Source organism: Nocardia sp. IBHARD005 (genome assembly GCF_052814245.1).
On the sequence record NZ_CP199935.1, the window covers coordinates 5,036,067 to 5,057,539 of the forward strand.

Here is a 21,473-nt window from a genome sequence, read left to right on the forward strand (position 1 = left end):
CATGTCACTCATTCACGGCGGAGTGCGGTTCGTCCCGACCCGAGCGGGCATCGTCAACCTGTGGGACTACCGCGACCAGGAGTTCAGTTTCGCCGACGGTCGTCTGGTGCTGCGCGGTCCCAATGGCTCCGGAAAGACCAAAGCACTCGAGGTGCTGTTCCCGTTCGTGCTGGACGGGCGGATCGAACCGCGCAGGCTGAACCCGTTCGCCGGTGAAGAACGCACCATGAAGTCGAATCTGCTGTACCGCAAGCAGGAATCGGCCTACTCGTATGTGTGGATGGAGTTCGCGCGCGGCGGCTGGGACGATCCCGAGACCGTCACCGTCGGCATCGGCATGCGCGCCACCCGCTCATCGGACAAGGTGACCCGCTGGTACTTCGTCGCCGACGGCCGCGCCGGGGTCGACTTCTCCCTCATCGGCCCCGACGACCGCCCGCTCACCCGCAAACAATTGGCCGAGCAGATCGGCAGCGATGCCATCGTCGACCGTCCCGTCGAATATCGCGCGGCGATCGACGCGCGCATGTTCGGGCTCGGCGTGCAGCGCTACGACCAGCTGATCAACCTGATCCTCACCCTGCGAAGGCCACAGCTCGCCAAGAACCTCGACCCGCGCGGCCTGTCCCAAGCGCTCACCGACGGCCTGCGCCCCCTCGACGAGCAGTTGATCCTCGACGCCGCTCGCTCGTTCAGCGATATGGAAGAGGTCGGCCGGACCCTCGACGGCCTCGTCCAGGCCGACACCGCCACCCGCCGTTTCGTCGACGTGTACCGCAAATACCTTGCGGTACAGGCGAAAACCGACGTCGACCAGCTCCGCACCCGCCTCGACGCCGCCACCTTCGCCGCCACGGCCCTGTTCGCCGCGACAGCACTGCGCACCCGCCGCGACACCGACCGCGCCGAAGCCGAGACCAGAGCCGAAAACGCCGATCACGCCTACGAACAGGCCATCGCCGACCGCGAGAACCTGCAACGATCCAGCGCCTACGAGGGCAAACAGCAACTCGACGACCTGGCCGACGCCGTACACCGCCTCGAAACCTCCGCCGCCGCCCATCGCGACAAGGCCGCCGAGGCAGGTCACACGCTGCAACGTCGCGCCGAGGAAGCCTCGCGCGCGGCCGAGGCTGTCCGCACCGCGGCGGCCGCGCTCGTCCGCGGCGAAGACGCCGTCCGCGCGGCTGCCGAGGAAGCGGGCATCGAATGGACGCCGCCCAGCGCCGAGGGCCGCGGCGACCAGTTCACCGCAGCGGTCCGCGGCCACGCCGAAGAGCGCGACGCCGACGTCCGCGCCGTACGAAAAGCACTGGGCAAGTGGGAAACCGCCGCCGCCGACCGTATCCGCTCTGAACGCCTCGCCGAACGCGCCATCGAACTGCGCGACTCGGCTGCCGCGGAAGTCGCCCACGCCGAAGCGGCAGTTGCCTTGGCCCGTAGCGAATCCGCCGCCGCCCTGCGCACCTGGTGGAACGCGCACAGCGAGATCTTCGGGGCCGTCGCCGAACCTGCGAGCACGACGGCAGAAAACGCGAGGCGCACCGGCGACACCGCCCGATCAGTTGACACCGCCGAGTCCGGCCCGGAAGGTGTTAACCCCGCCGGTTCCGCCATCCTGCCAACGAAGCCGGGCACTGTGACGCACGGTGGCCGCTCGGACGCATCCGACACCACTGTCGGCTTGTTCGCGGCGCTCGACGCTGCCATGGCCGGTGCAGGAGTGGAGGACCTTCCCTCCGCGTCAGAGGTTTTGGCCGAGTGGTGCGAGCCACTGCAAGAGCAGATCCGAACCCGACGCCAGGAGACGCGCACCCGTGCCAGCGCCGCTGCCGTGCGCCGCGATGCCCTGGTCGCCGAGCGCGAACAGATCGCCGCCCAGCGCGACGACGCTCCCCCACCGCACCCCGCCAGAACTGGTGTCCGAGAAGGACTTCCAGGCGCTCCGCTCTGGCAGCTGGTGCGGTTCGCCGACTCGGTGTCCGCGCGAGATGCGGCGGGCATCGAGGCGGCGCTGCACTCCGGCGGCCTGCTCGACAGCTGGATTTGCGGCCCGACCCTGCCCGCCGACATCGACTCCGACCACTTCCTGCTCCCCTTGCCGGCCGCCCAGCGTCCACCCGGGCGCACGCTCGCCGATGTCCTTGTCGTCGAAGAGGACTCCACCGCGCTCACGGTTCCCACCGAGACTGTCGCCGCAGTGCTGGCCTCCATCGCACTACACGACGCCGCACCGACCCGCAGCCCGGATCAGCAGGCCCGCGCCACGGCGGCACCCGGTACGGACCATGCTGGGCGGTCAGGCTCCGGCGAAGCCGTCGACATCTCGACCACAGGATCGATGATCGAGCACTCGGCGTCGTGCACCGGCGCCACGCTCACCGCGCTGACCACTGCCGACACTGGGCATGTCGTGGTCAGCGTCGCCGGGTCCTTCCGGCAGGGCGTTCTCCTCGGCCACCATCACAAGTCCGAGGCCGAGTTCATCGGGACGACCGCGCGAGCCCGCAGGCGTGAGTCCCGGCTCGTCGAGATCGAGGCAGCGATCGAGGCCGCCGCTGCCGAGCACGACGCCGCACGAGCCGAAGATGCTTCGGCCACTGCGGAATTGGCCGCGCTGTCCGCAGCCGCCAAGGCTCTGCCGCGCCCGTCGGCGGTGACCGCAGCCCTGCGCACGGTGGCCGAGGCCGCGGGTCTGATGCGCTCGCGCGTGGAGGCCGCGACCCAGGCCGAGCGCGAACTCGATCAGGCCGTCGCCGAAGTCGCGGCGCTGGACAAGAAGGTTCGCGCCGCCGCTGCGGCACACCGAACCCCGCGTGAAGCACGCGAACTCGACGCGCTGGCCGCAGCCATCCGCCATTTCGAGAACACCGGCACCGGACTGCTTCGCCTGCGCGCCGAACACGAAAGGGAACGCGAACGCGAACGCGAGGGCGCCGACCGGCACGACGAAGCGCGGGCACTGGCCGAGGCGTTCGCCGAAGAAGCCGAAGCGGCCCGCCTCGGCTATACCGAGCAGCATCGCAAACTCGAAACGCTGCGCGAAGCGTTGGGCGCCAATGCCGCCGACATCGACCGTGACCTCGACCTGGCCCGTGGCGCCATCGAGTCGGCCAAGGCCGAACAGCGGTCCGCGCGCAAGGCCGCCAATGCCGCCATCGAAGCGGTCGGCGACGCCGAGGCCGCCTCTCGCACCGCCAACGAAGCCCTCGCCACCGCGCTCACCGAGGTGCTCGCCGAGGTACGTTCACTGGCCCCCTACGCCCGCCCCGACCTGTTGCGCTTGCTCGGCGCATCGATCGAACATCGCTGGCCCAGCAGCGATGCCGCGTGGTCCACCCCGGAGCAACTGCAATACCGCATCGTCGCCGCGGGCCCGGAAACCGATCCGGTGGTGCTGCCCGAGGAGGTGGCCGCCCTGTTCGCCGACCTCGACACCGCCACCAACCAGGTCCGCGCCACCGAGGCCGGTCGCAAGTCCACCCGGTCCGCCGTCACCAGCGCACTCCAGGAGTTCGACGCCGCGCTCACCGCATCGGGTCGCGACTACCGCCTGCACTGGGACGCTGCCGACGGACTCACCGTCGTCGCCGTCCACGACGAAAACGGCCAGACGGCCCTCGCCGACTTCGCCGCCCGCATCGACGCCGCCCGCCGCGACCAGGAACTGCTGCTCACCGACGCCGAACGCCGCATCCTCGAAGACGCGCTGCTGACCGGTCTGGCCCAGCAGATCCACGAACGCACCACCGACGCACGCGAACTCATCTCCCGCATGGGCGCGGAGATGAAGCAGCGGCGGATGTCGTCGGGCAACACCATCGGTGTGCACTGGATCCTCGCCGACGGCCTGTCGGAGTCCGCGCGCTCGGTGTGCAAACTCCTCGACCGCGACACCACCGCCCTGAGCTCGGATGACCTCGGCTCGGTGCGTGCCCACTTCGCCGCCGAGATCCGCGCCGCCCGCACCGCGCACCCGGAACGTTCCTATCCCGAAATCCTTGCTGCCACCCTCGATTACCGCACCTGGCGGGTCTTCTCGTTCACCCTCATCTCCGGCGACGGCACCGAGGACAAGCTCACCGTCGCCCGGCACAGCGCCCTGTCCGGCGGCGAACAATCCGTCTCCCTGCACCTGCCGCTGTTCGCCGCCGCCCACGTGATGCTCGACTCCGCCGACCCCCAGGCTCCTCGCCTGCTGGCCCTCGACGAAGCCTTCGCCGGCGTCGACGACAACGGCCGCAGCGAATTGCTCAGCCTCAGTGTGCAATTCGACCTCGACCTGTTCATGACCGGCTATGACCTGTGGATCACCTACGCCCATGTGCCCGGCTGCGCACACTACGACCTGGCCCATTCCGCCGCCGAGAACACCGTCAGCGCGACCCTGCTCGTCTGGGACAGCGGCGAACTCCTCGCCGAACACGACGGCGGCGACCTCACCACCGCTCTCGGCTCCCCCAACCGCCGCCGGGTGCCGAACACCATCGAGGGTGGGTTGACGCTGGCGGGCATGCCCGGCGAACCTGCGTCGGTGGGCTGACCTGACCGGTCCCCGCGACTCGTCACCTGGCCGATGACACCTCGTAGCAGGTGGCGAGCGCGGCGGCACGGTCGTGCAGGGCGGTGCGCAGCCATGGTGGGGCCAGCACTTCCGCGTTCGTGGCGAGCTGCCACATCGCCCATTCGGCGTGCCTGCGATCCTGGAAGGTAACCTCCATCCGCAGTCGGCCGTCCGCGTCCGCAACTTCGCTCCGAACAGCCAGCGCGGTGCCGACCAGTTCCTCCCGTCGCGCCGGGTTCACCCGAACCAGCACCGAGATCAGCTCGCCGCCCTCGCGAAACCGCGTACTGCGGTCCTGCCACGCCTGATCCAGATCGACCCGGTCCGGTCGCTGGGCCGGTTCGGCCAGTTCCTCGGCGGCCAGCACACGTGAGAGCCGGTAGGTGCGGTCCGCGCCCGATCTCGTGGCGAGCAAGTAGCCCTGACCGCGGACGGTGACCAGGCCGATCGGGTCCACCGTGCGCCATTGGGGTTTCTGGTCCACGGCCGCGTAGTGGATGCGCAGCTTGTGTCCGGTGAGCACCGCGCGCCGGACCTCGGTCACGATCGTGTCGGACAGTTCCTCGGCGACCAGCCGACGTGACAGCAGATCGGTCTCCGGGTCGATGAGCAAACGCTGCGCCGCGTCGCTCGCGGTGTCCCGATAGCTCTCGGGGAGCGCGTCGATCACCTTGAGCATGGCCGAGGCCAGCGCGGAGCCCAGACCGAATGCCTGTGCGCCACGCCGTGATCCGGCGATCAGCAAGGCGAGGGCCTCCTCGTGGTTCAGCCCGGTGAGCTCGGTCCGGAACCCGGGCAGCAGCGCGAAACCGCCGTGCCTGCCGCGTTCGGCGTAGACCGGAACACCTGCCGTGGACAGCGCCTCGATGTCGCGCAGCACGGTGCGGGTGGACACCTCCAGTTCGCGCGCGAGGGCCTCGGCCGACAGCCGGCCGTGCCGACGCAACAGCAGCACCAGGGAGACCAGCCGGTCAGCTCGCATAGGAAAAACTATGCCAGGAATACACGACACAGGATGTCGTGTATTCCTGGCAGATTCATGGGCATGACCAACACCGAGCACGCACCCCGCACGGCCCACACCATCGTCAACCCGGACGGCCTGCACGACCCGACGCCCTTCGGCTACAGCCACACCGCCACCATCCCGGCGGGTACGGAACTGGTGCTCGTCTCAGGACAGTATGGTTCCCGACCGGACGGCTCGGTCGTCTCGCCCGATTTCACCGAGCAGGTGAACCAGACATTCCGCAATATCGGCACCGCCCTGGCCGCTCACGGCCTCGACCTCAGCCACGTCGTCCAACTCAGGACCTATGTGGTGAACCACGACGTCAGCAAGCTCGGCCCCATTGCTGGTGCTGTACAGGCGAATTGGGGGACGACTCCGCCCACCCAAACCCTCATCGGCGTCGCGAGCCTGGCGACGCCCGACGTGCTGTTCGAGGTCGAAGCCGTCGCCGCCCGCCCCTGATCCGCCTCGCGCGCAGGTGCCGTAGCGCGATGAACACGCGCGACTGGACATCCAGGTCGCCCTAGCCGGAACCGCCTCGTAGGGGCATGGCTCACCTACGAGGCGCGGGCGACGGATAGACCCCGCTCGAGGATGTCGTACGCCTCGGCGAGCAGCTCGAGCAGGTCGAGATCCGCTGTCCGGTCGAATGCCGCGACCACCGCGTCTATGGCAGGTCCGCAACCAGCGCTGCGGCGAGCGCCTGGCCGACCCCGAGGTAGGTCAACTCTGAGCGAGGCACCCACCCGCTCAATCGGCTGCTGCGTCGGTGAGGCGATCCGCGAGGGCGCGTAGCCGCGCGGTGAGTTCTGGCGAATCATGTACGCGAAAGGGTGCTCCCAGGGAGATCAATTGGACGGCGAGCCAGGCGGGGTCGTCGTCTCGGGTGGCGGTGTGGCGGCACGTGGTGTCGCTGTCGGCGTGCAGGGTGTCCGGTTCTTCGCCGAGACGGCCCGCGATCCGGGCGTGTGGCGCTTCGATGGTGACGTCGACGTGGTATTCGGGGGTGGCCCAGTCGGTTCGGCGGCCTGCGACGTAGTCGGCCGCGTCGGCGGCGGGGAGGTCGCGTGGGGTGGTGCGGGCGCCGGTGGGCTCGGGGTTTTCGATGCGGTCGGCTCGGTAGCTGCGCCAGTCGTCGCGGTCCAGGTCGTAGGCGACGAGGTACCAGCGGCGGCCCGCGGCGGCGACGCCGGTGGGTTCGGTGTGGCGGCGGGATCGGGTGCCGGTGGCGTCGCGGTAGGTGAAGCGGAGACGTTCTCGGTTGGTGACGGCGGCGGCCAGGGTGGTGAGGACCTCCGGGTCGACGGTAGGGCCATCGCCCGCGCGGACCGCGACCGCCGAACCGACCACGCGCACCCGCCTGCGTAGTTTCGTGGGCAGGACTTGCTCGAGTTTGGTCAAGGCCCGCACCGACGCGTCCTCGATGCCCGCAACCGCCTGTCCCGCAGCGACTCTCAACCCGACAGCGACCGCGACGGCCTCGTCCGCGTCGAGGATCAACGGTGGCAGCGCGGAGCCCGCGGTGAGCCGGTACCCGCCGGCCGCACCCATCGCGGCGACCACCGGATAGCCCAGCTCGCGCAGACGGTCGACGTCACGTCGCACGGTCCGATCGGTGACGCCGAGCCGGTCGGCCAGTTCGCTGCCCGGCCACTCCCGCGGCATTTGCAGCAGGGAGAGCAAACGAAGCAGTCGGGCCGCGGTGTCGGTCATGTTCTCGATTCTGCCGAATATCTAGGACCGGAACTGTCCTAGATGGCCGATAGCGTCGAAATCACACCGACAACGAGGAGCCCCGATGACCACCATTCGCCCGTTTCACATCGACATCCCCCAGGCCGACATCGACGACCTGCACGAGCGCCTGACCAGGGCGCGCTGGGCGGCTCAATTGCCGGGCGAGGGCTGGGAACGCGGCGTGCCCACCGAGTATCTGCGCGAGCTCGCGCTGTACTGGGCGAACGATTTCGATTGGCGCGCACAGGAATCGGCACTCAATACGCTCCCCCAGTTCATCACCGACATCGACGGCCTCGACGTCCATTTCGTGCACGTCCGCTCCCCCGAGCCCGACGCGATGCCGCTGCTGCTCACCCACGGCTGGCCCAACTCGTTCGTCGAATTCACCCGCACCATCGGCCCGCTCACCGATCCGCGCGCCCACGGCCTCGATCCCGCGCTCGCCTTCGACGTGGTGATCCCGTCGGTTCCCGGATTCGCCTTCTCGGCGGCGCCGCGTGAAGCAGGGATGACCACGGCACGGGTGGCCAGGATGTGGGCCGCCCTCATGGACCGACTGGGCTATGACCGCTACGGCACCCAGGGCGGTGACCTCGGCGCCTACGTCGCGCCCGAAATGGCGCTTGCCGCCCCGGAGCATGTGCTCGGTGTGCATCTCGACGGCGGGATCGGCATGCCGACGGAGGCCGACGTGCCCGCGATGTCGGCCGAGGACCGCGCCCAGTGGGCGCAAATGCAACAGTGGATGACCGGCGGCGTCGACCACCACGCCCTGTTGCGGGCGGCGCCGCAAACCTTCGCGCTGGGCTGGAACGATTCGCCGGTCGCGCTGCTCGCGTGGATGATGCAGAAGTTCCAGGAGTTCGCCTACATGGCCGACCGCGCCGAAGACGTGATCGAGCGCGATCACCTGCTGACCAATATCGCCCTGTACTGGTTCACCCAGACCAGCGGCACCTCGTCCTGGCCGATGTACGACGGACTGCGCAACGGCGGCGGTTTCGGCTGGCCCACCAGCCAGAACTTGGTGCCGACCGGCGTCTACGGTGGCGGTTCACCGCTCATGCGCAAGATCGCCGATCACGGCAACAAGATCACCCACTGGCCGTCGGGGAATCCGGGCAACCATTTCGTCGCGATGGAACAACCCGCCGCACACGTCGCCGACATCCGCACATTCTTCGCCGAGCTGCGCTGAACTCTCGCGTGGCAGTGCTCGCGGGTGCACTGCCACAACGGGATTCAGCTCTAGCGCTGGCTCGCGTCCGGTACCCGCGGCGGGCACGGTGCGCCGGGCGCGGTGACCAACTCGAAGTGCCACCACTCGTTGTCGAAAGTCCGGCACAACCCCCACCGGTTCCCGTTGTCCTCGAGCCACTGAGCCCCTACCTGCGGGCCCACATCGACCGCGCGCCCGGAGACGTGGGTGGACTCCTGCGGCGGGAGCACCCAGCGGCGCGCCTCATCGGGGCTGCCGTAGGTGGCGAGGCCGTCCTGCCAGAGCCATTCCTGCTGCTCGTAGGTGCGATGGCCGGACGTGATCGACAGCGGTACGCCCTCGGCATGGGCTTGCTGTTCGGCGAGGGTGTAGGCGGCCGCGAGGGATGGGTCGAGGCCCTCGGTGCCCGCGGAGGACTGGAACTGTTCGCGAGTGTCGGGCTGGGCGTCGGCGGCGCCGAGGCCGACGGCCGTGACGGCGGCGGCGGCCGTCATCGTCACCAAGATCCGGTCGGCCACGCGGCCGAGCACAGTTTTCATGGACGGATTCTATCGACCGGACCGGGCGTCCGGGCCGCGCCCGGTCCGGTTCCGGTGGCGCACGTGGAACACGGTGCGGTGCCTGACGACTCGACCCCTCTCGATGAAACACGTTCGGCGGCAGGACAACTCGTCACATCGGTTCACCGATGGCCGCGCCGCCATTCCTCGATCGCCCGGCCGATCTCGGTGTGCGGAGGTTCGTCGTAGAGCCATTCGCGGGCGAGCTGATGCCAGTTGGCGGTGACCCGCAGCTGACCGAGGGTGGCGAAGGTGAACAGATCGGCGCGGCGGGAGAATACGTGCTCGGGCGGCAGCAGCTGTTTATGCATGCCCTGGAAGTCGGACGCGCGCGGATCGACGGCGAGAAGTAGTGCGCCGGTGGCCAGTTCGGGGGTGATCGTGACTTCCTCGTCGAGCAGGTGCCAGCCGGTGGCGGCCCAGACGTAGGCCAGACTCTCCTCCACGGTGACCGCGGAATCGGGGTCGATGATCCCGCGCCCCACCCATGCCGCGAACAGATCCTCGCCCCGCCCCTCCGCGGCCGCCCGCAGGACGGAACGCTCGAACTCGACGTGTGCCGGATCCATCTCCTTGTAGAGACCGAAGTCGACGAAGGCGAGTTTGCCGTCGGTGGCCAAAAGTACATTGCCCGGATGCGGGTCGCCACAGAACTCGTTGTCGGCGAACAGGCCGGCGATATAGAAGCGGTAGATCAGCTCGCCGAGCCGGTCACGTTCGGCGGCGGGCAGCGTTTGGATGTGGGAGAAGGGATGGCCCTCGACGAATTCGGTGACCAGCACGTTGTGCGTGCAGAATTCCTCGATGCTGTCGGGCACGGTGATGAAGGGATGACCGCGATAGCGCTGCGCGACCCGGTGCTGGGTTCGGGCTTCTCGCTCGTAGTCGAGCTCGCTGCGCAGATTGCTGGCGACCTCCGCCAGCACGCCGGTATCGGCCAGGCTCGGCAGCACGGATCTGCCCAGCTTCCCGAGGAATTCGAGATTGCTGATATCGGCGTGGACGGCACGCTCCACCCCGGGATATTTCACCTTGACCGCGACGACGCGCCCGTCGTGCAGCCGCGCCCGGTGCACCTGGCCGATCGACGCCGCCGCGATCGATGTTTCGTCGAACTCGGCGAAGGTCTGTGCCAGTGGGCCGAGATCGTCCTCGATCACCTGCCGCATCATCGAGAACGGCATCGCGGGTGCCCGGTCCTGCAGGGCCGCGAGCTGGGCGCGGAACTGTTCGCGGTGCGCTTCGGGAACGAAGTCGAGATCGAGCACCGAGCCCATCTGCCCGAGCTTCATCGCCGAGCCCTTCATGCTCCCCAGCACCGCGACGATCTGCTGGGCCTTCATCATCGCCGAACGCTCGGCCAGCACCTCCCGCGCCTCGTCGGTGCGACCCACCATCGACAGCCGCCGCCCGACCTCCCGCACAGCCTGCCCCGCGGCGAACTGCCCCAACTTCGCACTGCGCGTCGCCCGCCCCCTTGGAACTCCACCGCTCGCCAACCCGCACCCCTGTCAGGCCCTGTGGGCCGTATGTCGTGCGTCACAGTACACCGGGGTGACAGCCGTCGCCGTGCCCCTGGAACCGACGAAACCCCCGGCGCCACCGAAGCGGACACCGGGGCATCGGAGCGAGTGACTACACGCGTTCCTTGGAGCGGGTGCGCACGCGCAGGGCGATGGGCTTGGAGGTTTCGGCGAAGAAGTCGTTGCCTTTGTCGTCGACGACGATGAAGGCGGGGAAGTCCTCTACGTCGATCTTCCAGACCGCTTCCATGCCGAGTTCGGCGTACTCCAGGACCTCGACGTTCTTGATGCAATCCAGGGCGAGGCGGGCGGCGGGGCCGCCGATGGAGCCCAGGTAGAAGCCGCCGTGTTCGTTGCAGGCCTTGGTGACCTGAGCCGAACGGTTGCCCTTGGCCAGCATGACCATGGAGCCACCCGCTGCCTGGAACTGGTCGACGTAGGAGTCCATCCGACCCGCGGTGGTGGGGCCGAAGGAGCCCGAGGCGTAACCCTCGGGGGTCTTCGCCGGACCGGCGTAGTAGACGGCCATGTCGCGCAGGTATTGCGGCATGGGCTCGCCCGCGTCGAGGCGTTCCTTGATCTTGGCGTGGGCGATGTCGCGGGCCACGACCAAGGGACCGGTCAGCGAAAGACGGGTCTTCACCGGGTATTTCGACAGTTCGGCACGGATCTCGTCCATCGGGCGGTTGAGATCGATCTTCACCACATCGCCACCGAGGATGTCGGCGGTCTGCTCCGGAAGGTACTGGGCCGGTTCGGTTTCCAGCTGTTCCAGGAAGATGCCGTCCTTGGTGATCTTGGCCAGCGCCTGGCGATCGGCCGAGCAGGAGACGGCGATCGCGACGGGGCAGGACGCGCCGTGCCGGGGCAGGCGGACCACGCGCACGTCGTGGCAGAAGTACTTGCCGCCGAACTGCGCGCCGATGCCGAACTCACGGGTGAGCTGGAAGACCTCTTCCTCTAGCTCGACGTCACGGAACGCGTGACCGGTGATCGAGCCCTCGGTGGGCAGATTGTCGAGGTAGTGCGCGGACGCGTACTTCGCTGTCTTCAAGGCGAATTCGGCACTGGTGCCACCGATGACCACGGCGAGGTGATACGGCGGGCAGGCCGCGGTGCCGAGCGAGCGGATCTTCTCGTCGAGGAACTCGAGCATGCGCTCGGGGTTCAGGACGGCCTTGGTCTCCTGGTACAGGAACGACTTGTTGGCCGACCCGCCGCCCTTGGCCATGAACAGGAACTTGTACACCGGGTTGTCGGCGTCGCCCTCGGTCGAATACAGCTCGATCTGGGCGGGCAGGTTGGTACCGGTGTTCTTCTCGTCCCACATGGTGATCGGGGCGAGCTGGGAGTAGCGCAGGTTCAGCTTGGTGTAGGCGTCGAAGATGCCGCGGCTGAGCCATTCGGCGTCGTCGACCCCGGTGAGCACGCCCTCGCTCTTCTTGCCCATCACGATCGCGGTGCCGGTGTCCTGGCACATCGGCAGCACGCCACCGGCGGAGATGTTGAGGTTCTTGAGCAGGTCGAGCGCGACGAAGCGATCATTGCCCGAGGACTCCGGGTCGTCGATGATCTTGCGCAGCTGCCGCAGGTGCGCGGGGCGCAGGTAGTGGCTGATGTCGTGGATCGCCGTCTCGGTCAGCAGCCGCAGCGCCTCGGGCTCGACCTGCAAGAAGGTGCGCCCGTTGTGCTCGACGGTGCTGACCCCCTCGGTGGTGAGCAGGCGGTAGGGCGTCTCGTCGGCGCCGATGGGCAGCAGATCGGAATAGCGGAACTCCGGCGCGGTCACGGATCGCACTCCTTCGGGCAGGGCGGGCACCGCAACACTGCGGAGCACCAGGCAGGGCTGGTCACAAAGCAATCCGCAGCCTATCGACCACCCATACCCGCACGGTGGTTAGGCAACCCTATGTGAGGTTCCCGGCCAACCCTAACCAACATCAAGGTTGCACGTTCAACCCAAACGGTGCTACCCATTCTCCGGGCGGTGGCGGGCGTGCGCCGTTCAATCCGAAGCCTGCACCTTCAGAATCTGGAGCTCGATCGTGACCGATCCACAGTGGCTCGATGATGTCGAAATGCGTGCCTGGCTGGGCTATGTCCGGACCCGCGACCTGATCGCCGCGGCGATCGGACGTGACGCGGGCCGGGCAGCCAACCTGAGCTATGTCGAATATTCCGTCATGGTCTACCTAGCCGACGCACCAGGCCAGCGGCTCACCTTCGCCGATCTGGCCTGCGCGCTCGAGTGGTCGCAGAGCAGGCTCTCGCACCAGATCACCCGCATGCAGAAGCGCGGCCTGGTCTCACGCGAGACGATGCCGCACGACCAGCGCCGCACGGTGGCGAAACTGACCACGACCGGCGGGCAACTGCTCACCACGGCCGCGCCCGCCCATGTGCGCAGCGTGCGCAAACACATGATCGACGTGCTGGATCGCGACCAGCTCGCCACCCTCGCGGAGATCTACGACGTGCTCGTCGACCATCACCGCGGCGCGAACGCGACCGAACCGGTCGGTCGGCTACAGACCGCCGCGCCCGGCGAGGACTAGGACCCGCCGCTGCCGCCCCCGCCGGAGGAGTCGGGACGGGCCTTGCCCAAACCACCGCGCGCGACGGTGCCACCCTTGGCAGGTGCGCCGCGGTCGAAGACCTGACCGCTGGTCGGGCGCCGGAAACTGCCCGCGGCGAGGGCGACGGCGACGCCGATCGCCGGGTACACGAAGGTGTCGGTGTGCTGGTACCAGACCCGCGTGTACTTGGCGTCGGCGGTGTCACACTGTTCGTCGGCCACGCGGACGTTGGTCGTCTTGTCCACGCAGACACCGACAGCCGCCGGTGTGGCGGCGGCCGAGGTCGTCGTGGGCGCCCGGGACGTGGTCGTCGGGGGTTTCGAGGTGGTCGTGAGTGTGGTCGACGCCGCGCGCGGTGCCGGTTTCGGTGTGGCGGTGCCACATCCGGCCGAGACCAGTGCCACCGCCACTACCGCGGGCAGCGTGTAGGACACGCTGCGCGACATCATGATTCGACTACGCGAACCCTCGATTTCCGGTACCACACTCACGAATTCCCCCTCGAACGGTGACGCCCAACCGCCGATACTATCCAGCCGCGGCGCCGCTGACGACTGTTCCGTTGGACGCGAAATCCCGGTTACCGGAATCCTTTTGCCCCGCACCGACCCCCAGCGCACGTTCGAAACCGGCCGGGATCACGATGTGGCGGGTCAGGTCGGTGATCGAGGTCTTGCGCAGGCCGAACAGCGCGGAATCGATACCACCGTGGCAGCGTCCGCTAGGAGATGATCGACGTGCTCGGCCAGGGCAACTCGCTGCCCTGGCCGAGATCTACCACGTCGTCACCGACCACCACCGCACGTCAGGGCCATCAGCACCGAGTCCATGAGCCATGCCGATTCAGACCAGGTGATCGAGCAGATGAGAGAATTGCCGTAGTTCGTCGAGGTCGGTGTCCGCCAGCGGAACCGGGCTGAAATGAGCGACGCGGTTGCGGATCTTGCGCACACGAGTGAGCTGGCGAACAAAGTCGCGCCGATCGACGCTCGACCAGCCCAGCTTGTGCCAATTCGCGTCAGCGCTTGCCGCGATCTGCGGATTCTTCGCATGTTCGGCCATGATCACCAGGTTCTCATACTCACCGAACGTGAGATCGTCGATCCGGCCCGTCTTTTCGTAGGACTGGACAAGGCCGATCGCATCCTCACCAAAATCACGAAACAGCGTGCGGAGCCGCCCCTCGATGGATCCCACCATGAAGAACGGCAGTGCGCTCTCATAGAACTGCGTCGCAATGTCAGCGACCGTGACGATCCCGACAAACTCGCCCCTGGCACCGCGAACCAGCAAGAAGCCCTCCTGCGCGATGATCGGAAGTCGCGGAAACAACTCCTGATGAGTCTCCGCACATTCCGCGTTGCGCGCTGTCGCATTCTGCAATGTGAACGGCAGTGATTTGTCATGCAGCGATTGCAATGACTGCCAGGTGACCACGCCTCGTAGGACTGTCCTGTCATCGATCACCGGGATCTGGGAGAACTTGTGCTGCCTCATCAGATTGACGGTGAACTTCAAGGAGTCGTGCGAAGTGACCGATCGGAGGCGGCCACCCACGGCGGACGGCACATCCCCGATCGTCGGCGGACGCTGAGGCAGCATTCCCGGTCGCAAGTCAGCGGGTGCCGTGTGTGCCGGAGGGCTCACCGCCGCGGCGGTCACGACAATTACCTTGTCGTCTCCGCCTGCTTCGTCACCGATCGACGGTTCGACGCCAAGGCCGAAATCATGCATGGTCTCCATGAAGAACTGCATATTTTGATAGCTGCGAACGCGAATCTTGAACAGCCCCAGTAACTCCTGCACCGAAATCTCGTGACCGAGACGTGCACGGACGGTATCGCGCAACGCTTTGTAGTCCGCCCTTTTCATCGCGGAGAAGCTCCCTGCTCTTCGTAGGCGAGCGTCGTCTTTCCCATAGCAGACTGCACCAATTTCAACAACTGCTGCTTTCGGTCGTTATAAAACCGGTCGAACGCATCCCGGTGCAATGCCGCAGGATCTATGAGATGCGTTCTGACAACATCGTCATACCAACTCCTTCGTCGTCCAGCCTCGGCAGCAAGGACTCTCAGGTAGTTGCTCGGCTGGGTGTTCATGCTTCGACTCGCTCGCTCCGACAACGGGGTCTTGTTGATGATCGAATTAGCCATGGCGAGCGGAATTCCGAGGCGGACCTGGGCTTGCTTCGGAAAGATCTGCCGGATGTCGACTGCGTACTGACCCAATGTGGCCGCGGTCAGTGGGTCTTCGGTGTAGTACCAATCATGGGCACCCTGCTTGATCAGAAGCGCGATGACGCCCTTGTAGGCGGCACTGTTCCGGGTTGACAACTTGTCGAGGCGGTCAGCGACGAAGCTCGCTTCGGCAATAGTGTCCGGCACGCCCGACCGATCGTCACGCCATGCCACCAGTTGCTCGACGTCGCGGGTGAATCGACTCTCGGTGGAGCCTCCGTACATTTCGCCCAACACTCCGCACCAGTACCAGCGAATGATCAACGCCAAAATCGCCGGTTCGTTGGCATCCTCGCCGAGAATGGCCCGGACAGCAGCCAACGGGACGAGCTGCGACCGGTAGGGCAAATCTGTGAACGATACGATGCACTGGTCGGACAGGAAATGCCCGACCCAATCGAACGCATCGCGTAGGCGGGGCGACAAGTCGATGAAATCCTGCAGCGGGAGCGCCAGCAGGTCTCGACGCTTGCACGAAATCGCCGTACTCGGGCGATGCTGCTTCAGTTCCCAAGTCCGCACCAGCGCGACCGCCTGCAGGAAGTCGCTGCTCGTCAGCCCGTTTTCGATGCTGAGATCAATGTTGCCGAAAACGGGGTGTGCGGTGGCAAGACCTTTTTTGATGTCGGTCCACGCATCGGGCAGCTTGTAGTAGTCGCGATTCGCCTCCTCGAAGGCTTGGTTTCCCGCGTACGTCGCGGTCAACAGTTCGAAGATCGTCAGCGGCACGCCACCGGTATTGACGCGCTCGAAGACCGAGCACACTGCCACGGCCGAGGTGGTCGCGTCGAGTCGGATCATAGGTATCAAGAATGACTTGATGTTGTCGACGACCCGTTCTTCGAATTCGGCCCACAGGTCTTCATTAGCGGAGTCCGCCTTCTCGAACGCGCTGCGCCACCGACTCAGACGTTTACCGTCGAAGATGATGTTCAGGGGGAAGTACCCCGCCGCGCACTGGTTCGCGATGGTAGTGAGGTCGAGTGCCACGCCGCGACCATTCGCGCTGGGGACACGATAATCCTCCGGGACAGACACGATCGCCTCGTCGCGGTCAGCGGGAGATCCAATGGCGCGCCCCACGTGCATGAAATACCAGCGGGTCAGCTCACGCCCACGGTCGTCAACCGTCTCTACCGGCCGATCCAAGTACAGCGCCTGATATAGCGAGGTCAGTCGCTGCTGCCCGTCGAGCAGCAGCGCGCTCGGCTCCGGCAGGCCCTCGACCTGTACACCGGCCAGCGGGCGAGCCCGGAACTGTGCTTCGCCACCAGTCTCCAACGCCATCACAACGCCTAGTGGGTAGTTGAGTGTGACGGTAGCGATCAGTTCACGGATCCGCTGATCATCCCATTTCCAGTTTCGCTGGAATTCCGGAAGTTGCATCACACCCGAATGAATCTGTTTCAGTACATCCTGCAACTTCGGACTGTCCAGTGCCATCTGTCCCCCTTTCGCGCCCGAGCTGTCGCGGGCGAACAATTCTCGACCAACCGCGCCAACCCCGTTGCCGCGCAAGTGATTCTAGGCCATCCGCCCGGCGCGCCAGCTACCTCCAACGTCGGTCGAGCTAGCCGGGCACGGACTCGCCGGCCTCGGACCCAACGATCGTGAAATCCCTGGATTTTGAATAGTTTTGCCTCGTAGACACACCCAGTACTCGCTCGAAACCTGCCGGGATCACGATGTCGTCGCGAGTCAGGTCGGAGATCGAGGTCTTGCGCAGGCCAAGCAGCGCGGAATCGATGCCGCCACGCAGGATGTCGAGAACGTTCTCGACGCCTGCCTGACCGTTGGCCGCCAGACCCCACAGGGAGGCGCGCCCGATCAGCACCGCACGCGCGCCCAGCGCCACCGCCTTCACGACATCGCTGCCGCGCCGGATGCCGCCGTCGAGGAGCACCTCGATCTGGTCGCCGACCGCATCGGCGAGCACCGGCAGCGCCCGGATGGCGGCGGGGGTGCCGTCGAGATTGTTGCCGCCGTGATTGGACACCGAGATGCCCGCGACGCCCGCGTCCACGGCGCGCAGGGCGTCGTCGACGCGCATCACGCCCTTGAGCAGGACCGGGCCGTCCCACTGCGCGCAGATCCAGGCGACATCGTCCCAATCGGGGGCCGGTGTCTGCATCCATTCACCGTAGGCACCGAAGAACCCGGGTGCCGCGCCGCCGCCGACCGCCATATTGGGTGCGGTGAGGTCGGGGATGCTGCCCGAGCGCAGGTAGGTCGCGAGCCAGCGCGGGCGCGCGAGGGTCTGGGGCGCGAACTTCATCATCGTGCGCAGGTTCAGCGATTCCGGGATCACCGGGCTGCCCCAGTCACGGCCGTGCGAGAACGACCAGTCCAGGGTGAGAATCAGGCCCACCGCGCCTGCCTGCTTCGCCCTGGCCATCCGCTCGAGGATCTGGTCCTTGTTGCCGCACCAGTACAGCTGGAACAGAGTCGACGGGTTGGCGGCGATGACCTCCTCGACGGGCTTGCTCGCGAAAGAGCTGAGCCCCATGGCGATTCCGCGCGCGGCCGCGGCGCGCGCGACGGCGACCTCACCGTCGGGGTGCACCGCCTGCACGCCGGTCGGCGAGATCAGCACGGGCATGGACACCTGCTGACCGAGCACCGTGGTCGATTGGTCACGGTCGCCGATCGGGCCCGCGCAGTGCGGGGCGAAACCGAGTTCGGTGAACGCGGTCTGGTTGTCTTCGATGGTCTGTCCGCGTTCCGAACCGGCGATCAGCGCGCCGTACACCGACTTCGGCAGGCGCTTGCGGGCGCGCCGCTGCGCCTCGGCAACGGTCTCGAACCAGGGATTCATCGGGGTCCTTCCTCATGATCCTGCGGCCACCATCGGCGCAGGTCTTCCAGCAATGCGGTAGTGGCGGCCCGCAACAGGTCGGCGCCTTCGCCTGCGCTCGATCCGGTGGGGTCGCCGAGGATTCCATTGGGGCTGACTGCCCGCACTCCGCCCGCGCGCAGCAGCGGCAGCAGTTCGGCCAGCGGGCGGGTGTCGCCCGGCTCGGCCAGTTCGGTGCGCACCAGGTCGGGGCTCAGCGCGAGCTGGATCGAGGTTTCGGTGCGCCCGGCGTGCGGGTCGCCGCCGTAGCCGGGCGAGAACACCCGCACGTCGCGCGACTCCGACCGCACCAAGGCGACGGCTCGGCGCAGGGCTTCCACATTGCCGCCGTGGCCGTTGACCAGCACGATCCGCGAAAACGTGTCCGTCGCGGAGCGACACAGTTCGACGACGAGCAGTTCCAGCGCCGCCTGTCCGATCGACAAGGTGCCCGCGAACCCCGCGTGCTCGCCGCTTGCCCCGTAGGCGAGGGCAGGCGCGATGAGCACGTCGGAGCGCTCGGCGGCGACCCCGCGGCACACCGCCGACGCGATATCGCTGTCGGTCGAGAGCGGCAGATGCGGGCCGTGCTGCTCGGTCGCGCCGAGCGGAATGACCAGGATCACTCCCGCGGCGGCGCGCACACCTGCCTCGGGCGATGTGAGGTGCGCCACGAACATGGCGCCAACATTAACGTCAGTCACTGACATAATCAATAGCTCGTGCAGGTCGACAGCTCGCCGAGTCCCTATCCTGTATCCATGTCCGCCCCGCCGCCGCGCGCACCGATGTCGATTCCGAAGCAATCGGGGCACCGCGGGCGCCCGCCGCGCACCACCCGCCGCGAGCTCGAGGTGATCGCGATGAAACTGTTCGCCGAGCACGGATTCGACGAGGTCACCGTCGAACGTATCGCCGCCGAGGCAGGGGTGAGCGAGCGCACCTTCTTCCGCTACTTCCCCAGCAAGGCCGAGGTGCTGTGGCATCAGTTCGACAACGAGGTCGCCGACCTTCGCGCCGCGTTCGCCGCCGTCCCCAGCGAGGAGCCGATGATGGCGGCGGTGCGTCGAATCGTGGTGGCGGCCAACAGATATCGCGCCGAGGACATCCCCGAATTGCGCACCAGAATGCGGCTGGTCTCCGGGGTACCCGCACTCTCGGCGGGCGCGGGGGCGCACTACGACGCGTGGGAACACGCCGTCGGCGAGTTCGCCGCGAGCCGCCTCGGCGCAGGCGCGGGCGACCTGATTCCCCTCGCCATCGGGCGCACCACCCTGGCCGCCGCGCGTGCGGCGTTCGATGCCTGGCTCGAGCGCGGCGATACCGATCTCACTGTGTATCTGGACCGGGCACTGCGCGCACTGGAACGCGGGTTCGCCCCGGAACAGCCGAGCGCGCCACGTTTGGGCAGCACCACCGAAGGGGTATGAGTAGGCTCAGGCTCAACGCGCACTGTGCGCACCGAGAACGTCCGTCGTCGAAAGGGGCAGGGGTTTCCATGTCCGAGGTGTCCACGAGTCTTTCGGCGGATTCGCTGCCGGTGCAGCCGCTCGACAACCTGCTCCCGCAGCTGGTCGAGCACCTGCGGCAGAACCGCACCGGGCTGCGAGAAGAGTGGGCACGGCGCATCACCGAGGCCGAACTGCTGACCGCGATGACCCCGGAGGAGATCTTCTCCGAGGCGACGTCGATGTACGACAACTACGTCGAGGTGCTTGTCACCGGTAGCGTCGAGGCACTGCAGGCCTACGCCCGCGACCTGTCCGAGCGCATCATTCCGCGAGGCGTCGAGACCGACGAGGTCATCGGCATCGTCCTGCTGCTGCGCGATGTGCTGGCACGCAGCCTCTTCGAGAAATACCAGTCCAACTTCGAGCTGCTCAATCGGGTGCTCGACGCCTACGAACCGGCCGCCAACCGCATCGCCAACACCGTGGCCGTGTCGTTCGTGCAGGAGCGCGAGCGCGTCATCAGCCGCCAGCAAGAGGCGATCCGCGAGCTGTCCACCCCGGTTCTGCAGGTCCGCGAGCAGCTGCTCATCCTGCCGATCATCGGTGTGCTCGACTCCCAGCGCGCCCGCCAGCTCACCGAGCAGCTGCTGCGCGCCATCCGCGCCAATCGCGCCAAGGTGGTCGTCATCGACATCACCGGTGTGCCCGCGATCGACTCCGTGGTGGCCAACCACCTCGTGCAGACCGTCGACGCGTCCGGCCTGATGGGCGCCAGCGTGATCATCACCGGCCTGTCCTCGGAGATCGCGCTGACCCTGGTGACCATCGGCCTCGATCTGTCCAAGATGAACGCGGTCGGCGACCTGCAGGGCGGTATCGAAGAGGCCGAGCGTCTGCTCGGGTACGAGGTCTCGCGAGTCACCGAACGCTTGAGCGAGCGGGACGGGCGCTGACCCAGCCACCATGCCGGTACCTATTCTCAAGCAGGGCACGTACCTGATCGCGTCGGTGCAGTCGGCGCTGACCGATGCCGACACCGAACGGTTACAGGACGACCTGATGAAGCAGGTCAGCCGCTACCGCGCGACCGGCATCATCGTCGACGTCACCGCCATCGACGTGATGGACTCCTTCGCCGCGCGCTCGTTGCGCACCATCGCGCACATGACCCAGTTGCGCGGCGCGGAAACCGTCATCGTCGGGCTGCAACCCGAAGTGGCCTTCGCCATGGTCCAACTGGGCCTTACCTTCGAAGACATGCACACCGCGCTGGATCTCGAGGAAGGCCTCTCCTGGCTGAATCGGCACCCGCGGCGACGAGACGGTCGCGACTGTGGCCGCTGAGCAGGTGGCGATCGCGGTCAAGGTGTCCGAGGACATCGTCACCGCCCGGCAGGCCGGTAGCGAGTTGGCCGGTGACCTCGGTTTCACCCTCACCGACCGCACCATGATCTCCACCGCCATCTCCGAAATCGCCCGCAACATCACCAGTTACGCGGGCAGCGGCGAGATCAGGCTGCTCATCGATGTGCGCGAGGGCCGCCGCGCACTCGTCATCCAAGCCGAGGACCAGGGCCCCGGCATCCGTGACATTCCCCGCGCGCTGGAAGACGGCTATTCCACCGGCCGCGGGCTCGGACTCGGACTGCCCGGCGCGCGCAGGCTGATGGACCGCCTCACCATCGATTCCGCCCCGGGCCGCGGGACGTTGATCGAGATGTGGAAGTGGGTACCCGACGTTGCATGAGGACGGGATCA

The 21,473-nt window shown here is 67.2% G+C and carries 19 protein-coding genes; 9 read left to right on the forward strand and 10 right to left on the reverse strand.

What is annotated here, in order from left to right:
* Position 1: 1 nt before the first annotated feature.
* Entirely contained in the window at positions 2–4,543 is a 4,542-nt protein-coding gene (locus ACTWPB_RS23740; RefSeq protein WP_446222755.1) for an SbcC/MukB-like Walker B domain-containing protein, read from the forward strand.
* A gap of 22 nt (positions 4,544–4,565) precedes the next feature.
* Here the strand turns inward: ACTWPB_RS23740 and ACTWPB_RS23745 are convergent, their stop codons facing one another.
* Positions 4,566–5,546, reverse strand: coding sequence for a helix-turn-helix transcriptional regulator (locus tag ACTWPB_RS23745; RefSeq protein ID WP_446222756.1), 981 nt, complete (start codon positions 5,544–5,546; stop codon positions 4,566–4,568).
* Between the two features lie 63 nt (positions 5,547–5,609).
* Between ACTWPB_RS23745 and ACTWPB_RS23750 the strand changes: the two genes are divergently transcribed.
* Positions 5,610–6,038, forward strand: coding sequence for a RidA family protein (locus tag ACTWPB_RS23750; protein ID WP_446222757.1), 429 nt, complete (start codon positions 5,610–5,612; stop codon positions 6,036–6,038).
* 288 nt (positions 6,039–6,326) lie between these two features.
* On the opposite strand, the gene ACTWPB_RS23755 is transcribed toward ACTWPB_RS23750, so the two are convergent.
* Positions 6,327–7,289, reverse strand: a complete 963-nt coding sequence (locus ACTWPB_RS23755; protein WP_446222758.1) for a helix-turn-helix transcriptional regulator — start codon at positions 7,287–7,289, stop codon at positions 6,327–6,329.
* Between the two features lie 85 nt (positions 7,290–7,374).
* Between ACTWPB_RS23755 and ACTWPB_RS23760 the strand changes: the two genes are divergently transcribed.
* Entirely contained in the window at positions 7,375–8,514 is a 1,140-nt protein-coding gene (locus ACTWPB_RS23760; RefSeq protein ID WP_446222759.1) for an epoxide hydrolase family protein, read from the forward strand.
* Positions 8,515–8,564: 50 nt separating this feature from the next.
* Here the strand turns inward: ACTWPB_RS23760 and ACTWPB_RS23765 are convergent, their stop codons facing one another.
* The 3 genes from ACTWPB_RS23765 to ACTWPB_RS23775 form a co-directional block, all read right to left on the reverse strand.
* Positions 8,565–9,074, reverse strand: a complete 510-nt coding sequence (locus ACTWPB_RS23765) for a M15 family metallopeptidase (protein ID WP_446222760.1) — start codon at positions 9,072–9,074, stop codon at positions 8,565–8,567.
* 143 nt (positions 9,075–9,217) lie between these two features.
* Complete coding sequence (locus ACTWPB_RS23770) at positions 9,218–10,594, reverse strand: ABC1 kinase family protein (RefSeq protein WP_446222761.1); 1,377 nt, start codon at positions 10,592–10,594, stop codon at positions 9,218–9,220.
* Positions 10,595–10,730: 136 nt separating this feature from the next.
* Complete coding sequence (locus ACTWPB_RS23775; protein WP_446222762.1) at positions 10,731–12,407, reverse strand: fumarate hydratase; 1,677 nt, start codon at positions 12,405–12,407, stop codon at positions 10,731–10,733.
* 256 nt (positions 12,408–12,663) lie between these two features.
* On the opposite strand from ACTWPB_RS23775, the gene ACTWPB_RS23780 reads away from it, so the two are divergent.
* On the forward strand, positions 12,664–13,173 hold the full coding sequence (locus ACTWPB_RS23780; RefSeq protein WP_446222763.1) for a MarR family winged helix-turn-helix transcriptional regulator: 510 nt from the start codon (positions 12,664–12,666) through the stop codon (positions 13,171–13,173).
* Here ACTWPB_RS23780 and ACTWPB_RS23785 read toward each other — a convergent pair.
* Positions 13,170–13,439 carry a hypothetical protein gene (locus ACTWPB_RS23785; RefSeq protein WP_446222764.1) on the reverse strand — a complete coding sequence of 90 codons (270 nt, stop codon included), beginning with the start codon at positions 13,437–13,439 and terminating at the stop codon, positions 13,170–13,172. The genes ACTWPB_RS23780 and ACTWPB_RS23785 overlap by 4 nt on opposite strands.
* Here ACTWPB_RS23785 and ACTWPB_RS23790 point away from each other — a divergent pair.
* On the forward strand, positions 13,432–13,623 hold the full coding sequence (locus tag ACTWPB_RS23790; protein WP_446222765.1) for a hypothetical protein: 192 nt from the start codon (positions 13,432–13,434) through the stop codon (positions 13,621–13,623). The genes ACTWPB_RS23785 and ACTWPB_RS23790 overlap by 8 nt on opposite strands.
* Positions 13,624–14,037: 414 nt before the next feature.
* Here the strand turns inward: ACTWPB_RS23790 and ACTWPB_RS23795 are convergent, their stop codons facing one another.
* From ACTWPB_RS23795 to mftE, 4 genes are all read right to left on the reverse strand, one after another.
* Entirely contained in the window at positions 14,038–15,066 is a 1,029-nt protein-coding gene (locus ACTWPB_RS23795; RefSeq protein WP_446222766.1) for a CBS domain-containing protein, read from the reverse strand.
* Positions 15,063–16,874: a GmrSD restriction endonuclease domain-containing protein gene (locus ACTWPB_RS23800; RefSeq protein WP_446222767.1), complete on the reverse strand. Its 1,812-nt coding sequence runs from the start codon at positions 16,872–16,874 to the stop codon at positions 15,063–15,065. Before ACTWPB_RS23800 ends, ACTWPB_RS23795 begins: the two co-directional genes overlap by 4 nt.
* Before the next feature lie 127 nt (positions 16,875–17,001).
* A complete protein-coding gene (mftD, locus tag ACTWPB_RS23805; protein WP_446222768.1) occupies positions 17,002–18,246 on the reverse strand; it encodes a pre-mycofactocin synthase MftD in 1,245 nt (414 codons plus the stop codon).
* Positions 18,243–18,944 (reverse strand): mycofactocin biosynthesis peptidyl-dipeptidase MftE, encoded by a 702-nt coding sequence (gene mftE, locus ACTWPB_RS23810; protein WP_446222769.1) that lies wholly within the window; start codon positions 18,942–18,944, stop codon positions 18,243–18,245. The genes mftD and mftE overlap by 4 nt, the downstream gene beginning before the upstream one ends.
* 81 nt (positions 18,945–19,025) lie before the next feature.
* On the opposite strand from mftE, the gene mftR reads away from it, so the two are divergent.
* The 4 genes from mftR (at position 19,026) to ACTWPB_RS23830 (ending at position 21,462) form a co-directional block, all read left to right on the forward strand.
* On the forward strand, positions 19,026–19,694 hold the full coding sequence (mftR, locus tag ACTWPB_RS23815; RefSeq protein WP_446222770.1) for a mycofactocin system transcriptional regulator: 669 nt from the start codon (positions 19,026–19,028) through the stop codon (positions 19,692–19,694).
* A gap of 68 nt (positions 19,695–19,762) precedes the next feature.
* Positions 19,763–20,668, forward strand: coding sequence for an STAS domain-containing protein (locus tag ACTWPB_RS23820; protein ID WP_378912777.1), 906 nt, complete (start codon positions 19,763–19,765; stop codon positions 20,666–20,668).
* A 10-nt stretch (positions 20,669–20,678) separates the two neighbouring features.
* The gene (locus tag ACTWPB_RS23825; protein ID WP_446222771.1) at positions 20,679–21,059 is read left to right on the forward strand and encodes an STAS domain-containing protein; all 381 of its coding nucleotides are present in this window, start codon (positions 20,679–20,681) and stop codon (positions 21,057–21,059) included.
* A complete protein-coding gene (locus tag ACTWPB_RS23830; RefSeq protein WP_378966074.1) occupies positions 21,049–21,462 on the forward strand; it encodes an ATP-binding protein in 414 nt (137 codons plus the stop codon). The genes ACTWPB_RS23825 and ACTWPB_RS23830 overlap by 11 nt, the downstream gene beginning before the upstream one ends.
* Positions 21,463–21,473 lie beyond the last annotated feature (11 nt).

Coding starts and splice junctions, on each gene's coding strand:
- ACTWPB_RS23740 (WP_446222755.1), top strand. CDS start 2: ATGTCACTCATTCACGGCGGAGTGCGGTTCGTCCCGACCCGAGCGGGC.
- ACTWPB_RS23745 (WP_446222756.1), bottom strand. CDS start 5,546: ATGCGAGCTGACCGGCTGGTCTCCCTGGTGCTGCTGTTGCGTCGGCAC.
- ACTWPB_RS23750 (WP_446222757.1), top strand. CDS start 5,610: ATGACCAACACCGAGCACGCACCCCGCACGGCCCACACCATCGTCAAC.
- ACTWPB_RS23755 (WP_446222758.1), bottom strand. CDS start 7,289: ATGACCGACACCGCGGCCCGACTGCTTCGTTTGCTCTCCCTGCTGCAA.
- ACTWPB_RS23760 (WP_446222759.1), top strand. CDS start 7,375: ATGACCACCATTCGCCCGTTTCACATCGACATCCCCCAGGCCGACATC.
- ACTWPB_RS23765 (WP_446222760.1), bottom strand. CDS start 9,074: ATGAAAACTGTGCTCGGCCGCGTGGCCGACCGGATCTTGGTGACGATG.
- ACTWPB_RS23795 (WP_446222766.1), bottom strand. CDS start 15,066: ATGAAAAGGGCGGACTACAAAGCGTTGCGCGATACCGTCCGTGCACGT.
- ACTWPB_RS23800 (WP_446222767.1), bottom strand. CDS start 16,874: ATGGCACTGGACAGTCCGAAGTTGCAGGATGTACTGAAACAGATTCAT.
- mftD (WP_446222768.1), bottom strand. CDS start 18,246: ATGAATCCCTGGTTCGAGACCGTTGCCGAGGCGCAGCGGCGCGCCCGC.
- mftE (WP_446222769.1), bottom strand. CDS start 18,944: ATGTTCGTGGCGCACCTCACATCGCCCGAGGCAGGTGTGCGCGCCGCC.
- mftR (WP_446222770.1), top strand. CDS start 19,026: ATGTCCGCCCCGCCGCCGCGCGCACCGATGTCGATTCCGAAGCAATCG.
- ACTWPB_RS23820 (WP_378912777.1), top strand. CDS start 19,763: ATGTCCGAGGTGTCCACGAGTCTTTCGGCGGATTCGCTGCCGGTGCAG.
- ACTWPB_RS23825 (WP_446222771.1), top strand. CDS start 20,679: ATGCCGGTACCTATTCTCAAGCAGGGCACGTACCTGATCGCGTCGGTG.